General features: G+C 69.3%; 12 protein-coding genes. 6 read left to right on the top strand and 6 right to left on the bottom strand.

Features of this window, described 5'->3' with window-relative positions; all coding sequences use genetic code 11:
• Window positions 1–139: 139 nt before the first annotated feature.
• On the top strand, window positions 140–889 hold the full coding sequence (locus B5F84_RS09215) for a hypothetical protein (protein WP_158094526.1): 750 nt from the start codon (window positions 140–142) through the stop codon (window positions 887–889).
• Between the two features lie 80 nt (window positions 890–969).
• Here B5F84_RS09215 and B5F84_RS09210 read toward each other — a convergent pair whose 3' ends face one another.
• Entirely contained in the window at window positions 970–2,451 is a 1,482-nt protein-coding gene (locus B5F84_RS09210) for a DUF1846 domain-containing protein (protein WP_087323234.1), read from the bottom strand.
• Between the two features lie 266 nt (window positions 2,452–2,717).
• Here B5F84_RS09210 and B5F84_RS09205 point away from each other — a divergent pair, with 266 nt between their 5' ends.
• The 4 genes from B5F84_RS09205 to B5F84_RS09190 are packed head-to-tail and all read left to right on the top strand — an operon-like array spanning window position 2,718 to window position 6,287.
• Window positions 2,718–4,097 (top strand): alpha/beta hydrolase-fold protein, encoded by a 1,380-nt coding sequence (locus tag B5F84_RS09205; protein ID WP_087323229.1) that lies wholly within the window; start codon window positions 2,718–2,720, stop codon window positions 4,095–4,097.
• Window positions 4,098–5,318 (top strand): hypothetical protein, encoded by a 1,221-nt coding sequence (locus tag B5F84_RS09200; RefSeq protein WP_087323226.1) that lies wholly within the window; start codon window positions 4,098–4,100, stop codon window positions 5,316–5,318.
• Window positions 5,296–5,763, top strand: coding sequence for a GNAT family N-acetyltransferase (locus tag B5F84_RS09195; RefSeq protein WP_087323223.1), 468 nt, complete (start codon window positions 5,296–5,298; stop codon window positions 5,761–5,763). The genes B5F84_RS09200 and B5F84_RS09195 overlap by 23 nt, the downstream gene beginning before the upstream one ends.
• Before the next feature lie 35 nt (window positions 5,764–5,798).
• Window positions 5,799–6,287, top strand: a complete 489-nt coding sequence (locus B5F84_RS09190) for a pyridoxamine 5'-phosphate oxidase family protein (RefSeq protein WP_087323221.1) — start codon at window positions 5,799–5,801, stop codon at window positions 6,285–6,287.
• A gap of 319 nt (window positions 6,288–6,606) precedes the next feature.
• On the opposite strand, the gene epsC is transcribed toward B5F84_RS09190, so the two are convergent.
• From epsC to B5F84_RS09165, 5 genes are all read right to left on the bottom strand, one after another.
• The gene (gene epsC, locus B5F84_RS09185) at window positions 6,607–7,260 is read right to left on the bottom strand and encodes a serine O-acetyltransferase EpsC (RefSeq protein ID WP_239378355.1); all 654 of its coding nucleotides are present in this window, start codon (window positions 7,258–7,260) and stop codon (window positions 6,607–6,609) included.
• Window positions 7,260–8,171 carry a cysteine synthase A gene (gene cysK / locus B5F84_RS09180; protein WP_087323218.1) on the bottom strand — a complete coding sequence of 304 codons (912 nt, stop codon included), beginning with the start codon at window positions 8,169–8,171 and terminating at the stop codon, window positions 7,260–7,262. The genes epsC and cysK overlap by 1 nt, the downstream gene beginning before the upstream one ends.
• Window positions 8,172–8,308: 137 nt before the next feature.
• Window positions 8,309–8,743 carry an aminoacyl-tRNA hydrolase gene (gene pth2, locus B5F84_RS09175; RefSeq protein WP_087323215.1) on the bottom strand — a complete coding sequence of 145 codons (435 nt, stop codon included), beginning with the start codon at window positions 8,741–8,743 and terminating at the stop codon, window positions 8,309–8,311.
• 106 nt (window positions 8,744–8,849) lie between these two features.
• Window positions 8,850–10,028, bottom strand: a complete 1,179-nt coding sequence (locus tag B5F84_RS09170; RefSeq protein ID WP_087323212.1) for a cation diffusion facilitator family transporter — start codon at window positions 10,026–10,028, stop codon at window positions 8,850–8,852.
• 59 nt (window positions 10,029–10,087) lie between these two features.
• A complete protein-coding gene (locus B5F84_RS09165) occupies window positions 10,088–11,200 on the bottom strand; it encodes an acyltransferase family protein (protein WP_087323209.1) in 1,113 nt (370 codons plus the stop codon).
• A gap of 213 nt (window positions 11,201–11,413) precedes the next feature.
• On the opposite strand from B5F84_RS09165, the gene B5F84_RS09160 reads away from it, so the two are divergent.
• A partial coding sequence (locus B5F84_RS09160) for a prepilin peptidase (RefSeq protein ID WP_204205553.1) occupies window positions 11,414–11,670 on the top strand: 257 nt, incomplete at its 3' end.

The raw sequence follows: 11,670 nt of genomic DNA, 5'->3' as shown, positions 1-11,670 counted from the left end.
GCCGAACGGGATGGTCGGCGTGCCCGCGCTCAGACCCGAAACTTTTTCGCGCTCATTCCCGAAAAACCACCGCGCTCAAACCCGCAATACGGAGGCTATCAAACACACGTTTGACGAGAGGCACCCAATCCACCTGCTCGTGGACGGGCCGGCCAATCGCGTCCACTCTGATCGTGTGGTGAGCCACGTGTGGTCGGGACCCATTCCTCCCGGCTCGCTCTACCACCTGGCCCCGGGAGTGCTCATTGCCTCCCCGGGCTTCTGCTACCTCATGGCGTCGGGGTCACAGAGCAAGCCGAGGGCCATCTCGATCGGGATGGAGTGCGTGGGGCTCTACGGAAGGCGACGCGACGTCCGTGGCTTCAGCGACCGAGGCCAGCTGATGACAAAGTCTGAGCTCGCGGGCTACCTCAAGGGGGCAAAGGGGTGCTATGGATTTCGTAATGCGACCAGGTACCTGCCCTACGTGCTGGAGCGCTCGCGATCTCCCATGGAGACCTGCATGGTTCTCGTCCTAACGCTTCCCGCCAGGGAGGGCGGCTTCGGCCTTCCTCGGCCGGAGCTCAACGTGACCATCAGGCCTCGTCCCGAGGAGTTTATCCTCAGCCAGCGCCCCCAGTACGAGGTTGACGCCTGCTGGAAGAGACGGCGCCTCGTGCTTGAGTACAACAGCTATGCTGACCATCTGTCCAGGGAGGCCCTGGACAGGGATGCCATGAAGGCCAACTCGCTCAGAAGCTTGGGCTGGAAGGTCCTGGTTGCCACGCGCGCCCAGTTGGATGGCGACGCCCTGACGGTGCTAGCGCATCAGGTGGCCCGGGGTCTTGGGGTAAAGAGGCCTCATCCCGGGACGGGGGAGCGAGACCGGCTTCTCGAGGAGCTTCTCTAGCATGGCTCAGGCCGCATAACCCGACAATACCTGCGTGGATTTGCAAAAAGTGTCAGGGTATGCGGCCCGGGCCCGCTCCGCTACCGGTGGTAGTAGCCGTGGCGCTCGTACTTGGGCTCGCAGCAGACGTTGATGCCAAGGTTGCGGTAGGTGGACTTGTCGGCCTCGGAGATGATGACCGAGAAGTATGCGTCGCAGCCCGCGAGCTGGTCAAGCGCGTCCACGGCCTCCCCCGCCTGGTCGTTGGTGGCCGAGGAGAGGGACAGGGCGATGAGCATCTCGTCGGAGTGCAGACGCGGGTTGTGGCTGCGAAGGTGCTCGGTCTTGAGGTGGCAGATGGGGGCGAGGGCCTCGGCGCTCACCACGTACGTCTTCTTCTCGATGCCGGCCATGTGCTTGGCGGCGTTGAGCAGAAGCGACGCCGCAGCGCCCATGAGGTCGGAGGTCTTGCCGGTCACGAGGGCGCCGTCGGGCAGCACCATGGCCGCGGCCGGGCCGCCCGTCTCCTCCTCCTTTGCGAGTGCGGCCTGGTGGGCGGGAGAGTAGTCGCAGGTGACCTCGGCCTGGCTCATGAGGAGCTCGATCTTGTCAAGCGCCTCCTTGCCGTCACCGGTGCGGCGGAGCTCCTCGGCGGCCGTGAACCAGCGGCGCACGATCTCGTTCTTGGCGGCCTCGCGGCACGCGTCGTCGTCGGAGATGCAGAGCCCCACCATGTTGACGCCCATGTCGGTGGGGGACTGGTAGGGGCTCTCGCCGGCGATGCGCTCCATCATGGCCTTGAGCACGGGGAAGGTCTCGACGTCACGGTTGTAGTTGACGGTGACCTCGCCGTAGGCCTCGAGGTGCCAGGGGTCGATGATGTTGCGGTCGTCGAGGTCGGCCGTTGCGGCCTCGTAGGCCACGTTCACGGGGTGCTTGAGCGGCAGGTTCCACACCGGGAAGGTCTCGTACTTCGCGTAGCCGGCGAGGACCCCGCGCTTGTTCTCGTGGTAGAGCTGGCTGAGGCAGGTGGCGAGCTTGCCCGAGCCCGGGCCCGGAGCCGTCACCACGACGAGCGGACGCGTGGTCTCGATGTAGTCGTTCTTGCCAAAGCCCTCGTCGGAGACGATGTGGTTCACGTCGGAGGGGTAGCCGTCGATGAGGTAGTGGCGCCAGGAGCGCACGCCCATGGCCTCGAGGCGGCGCTGGAAGGCCTCGGCGTGGGGCTGGCCGGTGAAGTGCGTGATGCAGATGCCGCCCACCATGAGGCCGCGCGCGCGGAACGCGTCCATGAGGCGCAGCGCGTCCTCCTCGTAGGTGATGCCGATGTCGGAGCGACGCTTGGCGTTCTCGATGTTGTCCGCGTTGATGACGATGATGGCCTCGACGTCGTCCTTGAGGCTCTCGAGCATGCGGATCTTGGAGTCGGGCGCAAAGCCGGGAAGGACGCGGCTCGCGTGATAGTCGTCAAAGAGCTTGCCGCCGAACTCAAGGTAGAGCTTGCCGCCGAACTGGCCTATGCGCTTGCGGATCTTCTCCGCCTGCAGGGAGATGTACTTGTCGTTGTCGAATCCGATGCGCATGGGAGATCCCCTCTCTGTCTCGTCGGCCAACCAGACAGAGTAACACGCGAGCGCCCCAAAACTCCCCTCGCCGGCGTCGTGACAAAAGTGACAGGTATTCTGTCGCGAAAGGGGGTGGCCCCGGCCGTTGGGCGGGCCGTGTCGCCGGCCGCGCGGCCCCTTCGTTACCAACTCATGCACTCTTTACCTGGAATGCACACGCTCGAGACGCATAATGGCTAAAATAGCAGTGTTTTTGATAGGTCCACACTCACGGGGGAGTCACCATGGACAAGAAGATGGTCGTTCGTCACAGCGAGAGCCTGGGCGAGGATCTGGCAGTCAACGTCTTCGGTACCGCAGGGCAGCCCATCATGGCCTTTGCTCCGCTGGGCCAGGCGCCCGAGAACCTCGAGGAGGCCGGGCTCGTCGACGAGCTTGCCGACTACCTCGACGCCGGTGTGATCCAGCTCTTCTGCGTGAGCAACGTCGACGGGCAGTCCTGGGCCTCGGACGGCTACGCCGTCGAGCGCGCCGCTCGCCAGGAGGCCTACTACCAGGCCATCTGCGACGAGATCGTGCCGCTTGTCCACGAGCTGAGCGCAACGGACGCCCGCCCGCTCGCCCTGGGCTTTGACATGGGCGCCACGCACGCCGCAATCTTCGCGCTGCGCCGCCCCGACCTCTTCCAGGGCTGCGTCTGCCTCTCGGGCACCTATGACGCGAGCCGCTACTTCGGTGACTGGATGGACGCGACGCTCTACGACAACACGCCGTGCGCCTTCCTGCCCAACATGCCGGTCGACCACCCCTACATCGCCCTCTACAACCAGCGTCAGCTGCTCTTCTGCTGCGGCCAGGAGCCGAGCGAGGCCGAGAGCCTGCGCACCACTCACGAGATCGACGCCCAGCTCCAGCGCTTGGGCGTCGAGGCCTGGTGCGACTACTGGGGCGGCGACGTCTCGCACAGCTGGTTCTGGTGGAAGAAGCAGATTCGCTACTTCATGCCGATCGTCCTCGAGGACATCGAGAAGACCACGGCCGCCGAGAAGGCTACGGCAAAGCGCAAGGCCCCGGCCAAGAAGCGCGCGACGACCAAGAAGGCCGCGACCAAGAAGGCGGCCGAGAAGCCCGCGGAGTCCGAGAAGCCTGCGGAGGCCAAGCCCGCCGTGAGGGCCGGCGCCAAGAAGGCGGCTGCCCCCAAGGCAACGACCAAGAAGGCCACGACCGCCAAGAAGTCCGCCGAGCCCGCGCCCGACGCGGAGGCGCCCGCCGCGGCCAAGGCTGCCGCGAAGCCCGCCGCCAAGAAGACCGCGACTACCAGGAAGGCCGCCGCGGCCAAGGCCGCCGAGCCCGTGCCCGCTGCGGCCGAGGACGCGACCCTCGCCAAGGCCGAGAAGCCTGCGGTGCCGGCTAAGGCCGAGAAGCCTGCGGTGCCGGCTAAGGCCGAGAAGCCTGCGACGCCGGTGAAGGCCGAGAAGCCCGCGGCGCCCGCAAAGACCGCCAAGACGACCGCAACCAAGGCGAAGACGGCCGCGACCAAGGCGACCGCGGCCAAGACGGCCAAGGCAACCGCGACCAAGACGACCGCCAAGGCCACGACGAAGTCCTCCGCCGCCAAGTCCACCAAGACCGTCGCCAAGAAGGAGAGCGCGAGCGCCGAGTAAATGAACGTCGTCTTTGTCTCGCCGCAGTTCCCCGAGGTCTACTGGCGGTTCTGCGCTGCCCTGCGCCGCAACGGCGCGCGGGCCCTCGGCATAGGGGACACCCCCTACGACAACCTGCTGCCCGAGCTCAAGGGCGCGCTCGACGAGTACTACTGGGTCCCCGACCTCTCCGACTACGACCAGGTCTTCCGGGCCGTGGCGTTCTTCTCGTTCAAGTACGGGAAGGTGGACTGGATCGAGTCGAACAACGAGCACTGGCTCGCACAGGACGCGCGGCTTCGCGAGGACTTCAACGTCCTTGCGGGGCCGCGCCCCCATGAGGTGGCGACCTGGCAGAGCAAGGCGGCCCAGAAGCCGCTCTACGCAGCCGCGGGCGTCCCGACGGCGCACCAGACCCGGCTCACCACCTTCGACGAGACCCGCTGGTTCATCGGCGAGATGGGCCACTTCCCGGTCTTCGCCAAGCCCGAGGTGGGGGTGGGGTCGGTCGGCGCCCGCCAGCTCACGAGTGATGACGACCTGCGCGTTCTTCTCGCCGAGCACGGGGACGTGCCCTACGTGATCGAGCAGTGCGTGGAGGGCGACATCTGCTCCTATGACGCAATCGTGGACAGCCAGGGCCGGCCGCTCTTTGAGAACCAGGAGGAGTTCCCGCCGTCGATGGCCGACGTCGCGCAGCGGCAGCTCGACCTCAGCTACCGCTCGTGCCCGGACGTCGACCCGCGCCTGGCCGAGCTCGGGCGTGCCACGGTTCGCGCCTTCGGTCTGAGGAGCCGCTTTGTCCACCTCGAGTTCTTCCGCCTCTCCCACGACCTTCTGGGCCTGGGGTCTGCGGGCGACTACGTGGGGCTCGAGGTCAACGCCCGGCCGCCCGGGGGCTCCACGCCGGAGATGATGTGCTGGGCGCACGGGCTCGACGTCTTCCAGGCCTGGGCCGACATGCTATGCTTCGACGAGCTGCGCACGCAGCCGGAGGGCACGCCAGCCACCTGCGTCTACGCGGCCCGCCGGGACGCGCATCGCTACGCGCACGCGCACGAGGAGGTGCTCGCGCGCTGGGGCGACGCGGTGGTCTCGTGCGGCCGCGTTCCCCGAGCGCTCTCCGATGACATGGGTGACTATCAGTACACGGCGCGCTTCTCGACCTCCGAGGAGGCCGACGAGTTCGTCGCGTACGTTCAGGAGGGGAGGCGCCTGCATGGAGATCAGGCGAGCGGGTGAGGCGGACATCGAGGGGGTCGACCGGCTTCTCTCGCAGGTTCTCGAGGTGCATGCCCAGGGGCGACCGGACCTCTTCCGGTCGGGTACCCGCAAGTACACGGACGAGGAGCTGCTCGGCATCTTTGCGGACGACGAGCGGCCGGTCTTCGTGGCCGTTGAGGACGGCGAGGTCCTGGGGTACGCGTTCTGCGTCCTGCAGGACGCAACGGGGAGCAACAGCCTCCAGCCCATCCTGACGCTCTACCTCGACGACCTCTGCGTTGACGAGCGGTGCCGCGGCCAGCACGTGGGAAGCGCGCTCTACGCGCACGTCGTCTCGTACGCGCGCTCGCGCGGGTGCCACAACGTGACGCTCAACGTCTGGGAGTGCAACCCCTCGGCGCGCCGCTTCTACGACGCGATGGGGCTCGTGCCCCTGAAGACCTACCTGGAGCAGGTCCTGTGAGCACGGCTGTGAGCGCGGCGAGGTCCCCGCGGCCCATGCGCAGGGCGCATCGCGCGGTGACGTCGGGCGAGGACCTCGCGGCGATCATCGGGCGCTGCGATGTCGTGCGGGTGGGGTCTTGCGACGCCGAGGGCCCCTTCATCGTTCCCATGAGCTTTGGCTTTGAGCGCGGCGAGCGGGACGGGCGGCCCGCCTGGACCTTCTGGCTCCACTCGGCGCAGGAGGGGCGCAAGGTCGACGCCTGGCGCGCGGACCCGCGCGTGGCCCTTGAGCTTGACGTCCCGTCGGGCGTCATCAGGGGAGACTTTGCGTGCGCGTACTCCTTTGCGTACGAGAGCGTGATGGCGTCGGGCGTGGTGGCGCCGGTCACGGACGAGGCCGAGAAGCGCCACGGGCTTGCGCTCATCATGGCGCACATGGCGCCCGACCAGCCCGTGACCTTCTCCGACGAGGCCGTGCGGCGCGTTGCCGTGTGGCGCGTGGACGTCGAGGGGGAGTCGCTCACCGGCAAGCGCCGGGCGTAGGCGTTCGCCGGGCGTAGACCCGCGGTCCTTCTCGCCCGCGCCTCGGGGCCCGCGTCCCTGCTTTGGGTACGGACGCTCCTGTCGGTTACGCACACTCTGCCCGGTTACGTACACTTTGTCCGGTTACGTACACGAAAACTTGGCCTTCCAGGGCATGAGATTTACGTTTTCCCAGGTAGACGGCTTGATGGCATGTGTACGTAACCGTTGCAAGTGTACGTACCCGTCGGGAGTGTACGTACCCGTCGGGAGTGTACGTAACCGGAGAACGGGCGAGAAGGACCTGGCAGGGCCGGCGGGCAAACCGGCCGGCCGGCGACTAGCGCTCCTCGAGCCAGCTCTTGCCAAAGTCGTCGGTGAGGCAGACGACGTTGCCCACGAGCGGGCAGGCCCGCGTGCGCACCACGCGCGCGGGGTTTCCCACCACGGTGGTGTTGGCGGGGACGTCGTCGACCACAACCGAGCCCGCGCCCACGCGCGCCCCGTCGCCCACGGAGATGGCGCCGAGCAGGATGGCGCCCGCGCCCACGAGCACGCCGTTTCCGAGGGTGGGGTGGCGCTTTCCCCCGTGCTTGCCCGTCATCCCAAGGGTCACGCCCTGGTACATGAGGCAGTCGTCGCCAATGACGGCGGTTCCGCCGATGACGATGCCGATGCCGTGGTCGATGGTGAAGCGTCGGCCGATGGTGGCGGCAGGGTGAATCTCGGCACCATAGCGAACGCGCGAGCGCCGCGCGAGCCAGAGGGCGAGCCCGCGGTGGCCGCGCTCGTAGAGCCAGTGCTGCATGCGGTAGGCGCGCACGATGCGCGCGCCGATGGAGTAGCGCCGGATGTCGCGGATCGACTCGGCGGAGGGGTCGCGCGCGAGCGCGGACTCCTCGTCCTCGCGGATGAGGGCACGCAGGCTCGGGCGCGGGCCCTTCTCGGCGGCCGGGGCGGCGCCCATGGAGGCGCCCATGGAGGCGGTGCCCATCAGAGCCCGAGCGAGAGGTAGCGCTCGCCCGTGTCGGGCAGGACCGTCACGATGGTGGTGCCTTCGAGCTCCGGGCGCCCGGCGAGGGCAAGCGTCGCGGCAACAGCCGCTCCGGAGGAGATGCCCACGAGCAGGCCCTTTCGTTCCGCGAGGTCTCGCATGGTGGCGATGGCGTCGTCGGAGGCCACGGGCACGACCTCGTCGACGACGGAGGCGTCATAGTTGCCCGGGACGAAGTTGGCGCCGATGCCCTGAATCTTGTGGGGGCCGGCCGTGCCGCCGGCAAGCACCGGGGACTCCGCGGGCTCCACGGCAAAGGCGAGCAGCGCGGGGTTCTTCTCCTTGAGGTAGCGGGCGGTGCCGGAGATGGTGCCTCCCGTGCCCACGCCCGCCACGAGGGCGCCGACCGTGCCCTCGGTGTCGGCCCAGATCTCGGGTCCGGTGGTCTCGTAGTGGGCCTGCGGGTTTGCGGGGTTGTCAAACTGCCCCGCGATGATGGCGCCCGGGGTGGCGGCGGCGAGCTCCTCGGCGCGGGCCACGGCGCCCGCCATGCCCTCGGCGCCCGGGGTGAGGACGACCTCGGCGCCGTAGGCGGCCGCGAGGCGGCGGCGCTCGACGCTCATGGTCTCGGGCATGGTGAGGATGAGGTGGTAGCCGCGGGCGGCGGCGACCATGGCGAGCCCGACGCCGGTGTTGCCGCTCGTGGGCTCGATGATGGTGCCCCCCGGGGCGAGCCGGCCCTCGCGCTCGGCCGCGTCGACCATCGCGCGGGCGACGCGGTCCTTGATCGAGCCGCCGGGGTTGGCGGCCTCGCGCTTGGCGAGGATGCGGACGGGGCTGCTGGTGAGGTCGGAGAGGTCCACCAGGGGGGTGGAGCCGATGAGGGCCTCGACGGTGCGCGCGTGACGCATGGTGCCTCCTTCTGCTGATGTGCTGGGTGCGAGGGTGCGCCCGCGGGCGCGCTCGCCATGGCTAGGTTGGCACGTATAACACCTGCGCGCAAGTAGGAATTACGGCGCGGAAACAATGGGCCGCGGCGAGGGTCGGGCTAGAAGAGGGGCAGCTCTCCCGTCAGCGGGTCGATCTTCTCGGCGGGAAGGGGCTCGAAGGCCAGGCAGGTGTAGGTGGGCTCGCCGTGGAACTCCGTGTGGCCGGCGTCGCGGACAAGGGCGACGGCAAAGCCGAGCTCGCGGCCGCGGCGAGCAAGGTCGAGCAGCGCCTCCTCTGAGTCCACGTAGACGCAGACCTTGGCAACGCCGGCGTCGAACCAGTCCGTGAGCGGGGTGCGGTCGGACGCGGCGTGCTCGAGCCAGGCCCACTCCTGCGTTGCGCGCACGTCGGCGCCGCGACCCTCGCGGGCAAGCGCCATGAGCGTGGCCTCGACGCAGGCGTGGCCCGCCTGCGCGGCGATCTTTCCCTTGCGCATCTTGAGGTCGCGGCGCATGACGATCATCTGCTTGGCAAGGTAGCTGCTGGAAGGCATGGGACTCCAATCTTGTATGGGGCGGGCGTGCAAGGGGGACAGGCACTTTCGCACGGATATGCCGTGCGAAAGTGCCTGTCCCCCTTGCACGCCCCCACGGTCTCACCTACTGCCGGGAGGAGACGTACGAGTCGTCGATGGTGATCTTGCAGATGGCGCGCGGGTAGCGGCCGCGCACGAGCTCTGAGATGCGCCGCCGCAGCTCCTCGCGGGGGAGCGAGCAGCCGGCGGGGCGCACGCAGTCAAAGATGACGTTGGTGTGCGTGGGGCCGGGAACGCAGCGCAGGTCATGGATGGAAAGGCCCGGGTCGATGCCCTTCACGGCCAGGTCGATCCAGTGGCGCATGTCGCGAACCTCGGGATCGTTGGTGACGATGGGGTCGTAGTGCAGCGTCATGACGAGCCCCTCGTCCGTGAGGAAGTCCTGCTCGATGTTGTCGAGCAGGTCGTGCTGCGCGAGCGGGTCGCCCTCGGCGGCCATCTCCACGTGGGCGCTCGCAAACTGCCGGCCGGGGCCGTAGTCGTGGACCATGAGGTCGTGCGTGCCCAGGACCCCGGGGTAGCCCATGATCTTGTTGCGGATGTGCTCGACGTAGGCCTGGTCGGGCACGCGCCCCAGAAGCGGGCTCACGGCCTCGCGCACGAGCCCCACGCCGCTCCAGCAGATGAACCCGCCCACCGCAAGGCCCGCCCATCCGTCGAGGTCAAACCCCGTGAGGCGGGACACGACGGCCGAGGCGAGGACCGCCGCGGTGGCGATGACGTCGTTGCGCGAGTCCACGGCCGTGGCCTCGAGCGTGTCCGAGGAGATCTTGCGCCCGAGCGCTCGGTTGAAGGCGGCCATCCAGAGCTTCACCGCCATGGAGGCGAGAAGAACCACCACGACGGCAGGGCCGAACTCCGTGGGCTCGGGGTGCGCGATCTTTCCCACGGAGGTCGTCACGAGGTTGAGGCCGATCGAGCACACGAGCACCGCCACCACGAGCCCGGCCAGGTACTCGTAGCGCCCGTGCCCGTAGGGGTGGTCGCTGTCCGCGGGGCGGCTCGCCAGCTTGAAGCCGAGAAGGCTCACGATGTTGCTCGAGGCGTCGGAGAGGTTGTTCACGGCGTCGGCCACGATGGAGACCGAGCCGGCGAGAAGCCCGACGGCGCCCTTTACCAGACAGAGCACCACGTTGCACACGATGCACGTGATGCTTGCCACAAGGCCCACGCGCGTGCGCACGGCGGGGTCGGAGACCTCGTCTGCGTTGGGCACGAACATCCTCATCAGCCACTCGCTCATGCGTCCCTCCCCACGCGACGTGAAACGGCGTGGTGAAGTATACCCGCTTCCGCCCGCGCTCAGGCGAGGTGAAGCGCCCTCAGGAGGGGAATCCGCACGAGGTAGTCGAGAAGCAGCGCGACGGCGAGGATGGCCAGGCTCACCGCGCCGCCCAGCAGGAGGAGCCCCACGTCCCCCAGCGCGGCTCCGGCGTTGCAGGCGGCGTCGGCGATGGGGCGCCAGACCCCGTGGAACAGGGACTGCATCACGTAGAAGCCCAGGATCGAGGGCGTGAGGGCCAGAACGAGGCCCGCCGCGCGCCCCTCGGCATGGGTGCCGCCTGCCGCCGCGCCGCCGCCCGCACCCCCGCGCGCCACAAGGACGCAGAGCGCCGCGAGCGCAAAGGAGAGCAGCGAGGTCGACTTGAAGGAGAGCGCCTCGAGCAGCCGGAGGTCTCCCGCCAGGGCCGCCCCGCCCTCAAGGGCCACGCCGGCCAGGGCGACTGCGGCAAGGGCCCGTCCCGGGTGCGCGGGGCGGGCGTCGGCCAGCGCGCCGCCTGCGAGGAACGCCACGAGGTAGGTGAGCGCGCTCATGAGCTTGCGCCACTCGAGAAGCCCGCGCACCTCGTCGCCGGGCGAGAAGAACGCGATGTAGGCGTTCACCGCAAACGTGGCCGCCACGAGCGCCCAGACGACCGCCCGCGGGTGGCGCAGGCGCGCCCAGACCCAGCCGATGACGGGCGAGAGCGCCACGACGACGAGGTAGACCCAAATGAACTCGAGGCCCCCGAGGAGCCAGCCGGTCTCGTGGAGGGAGACGCCGGGGAGGGGGAGCGCCCATGCGCTCACGGCGAGCGCGCAGGCCCCGTACAGGGCGACCGTCGCCCCGATGACGGCGGCGCGCCTCAAGGTTCTTCTCGCCTGGTCGCGCCAGAAGTCCTTGCGTGATGAGGCACGGGCCGCGGTGGGCACGAGGAAGAGGCCGGAGATGAGGAAGAAGACGTTGTTGCCAAAGGCCCCGAGCAGGTTCACGCAGCCGAGCGCGCAGAGCGTGCCGGCGCCCGCGGCCCACGTGCCGCCCGTCGCCGCGGAGAACCACGGCTGGAAGGTGTGGAAGACGGCGATGCCGGCAATGGCAAAGAGGCGCAGCGCCTCGACGCGCGCGTCGCGCGGGCGGGTGGGCTTCTCGCTCATGAGGTCCTTTCGTCAGGTGTCGCGCGGGCGCCTCGGGTCCGTGAGCCTTCAGTATACGACGGGCCGACCGCGCGCCGGCGGCCTGCCGGGCGTGCGCCGCGCGCGGGCGGGAAGGCTGGCGAGGGGGAGGTCCTGTGACGCCCGCCGGCGCCCCCGGCGCGCCGTCCGGCCGTCCCTAGAATGGCGCCACGGCAGCGGGGACGGGAGGCGCGCATGGACGGGCTGGGGGCGGCGGAGGTCGCGTGCGAGGCGGTGCTGGCCGCGGCGCTTGCCGTTGCGGCGGCGGTCGACCTGAGGAGCCGGGTCGTGCCCGACGGCTGCGTCGTCGCGGTGGCGCTCTCCGGCGCGGCCCGCGCGGGGCTGCGCGTGGCGTCCGGCGCGCTCGCGGGCGCGCTCGCCGAGGCCGCGCTCGGCGCCGCGGTCGTTCTCGCCGCGATGCTCCTTGCGGCGCGCCTCTCGCGCGACGCGGA

It is taken from the genome of Olsenella sp. An290 (genome assembly GCF_002159535.1).
Lineage (GTDB): Bacteria > Actinomycetota > Coriobacteriia > Coriobacteriales > Atopobiaceae > Thermophilibacter.
Note: the sequence above shows the minus strand (reverse complement) of the source record. Positions and strands in the feature narration are given on the sequence as shown.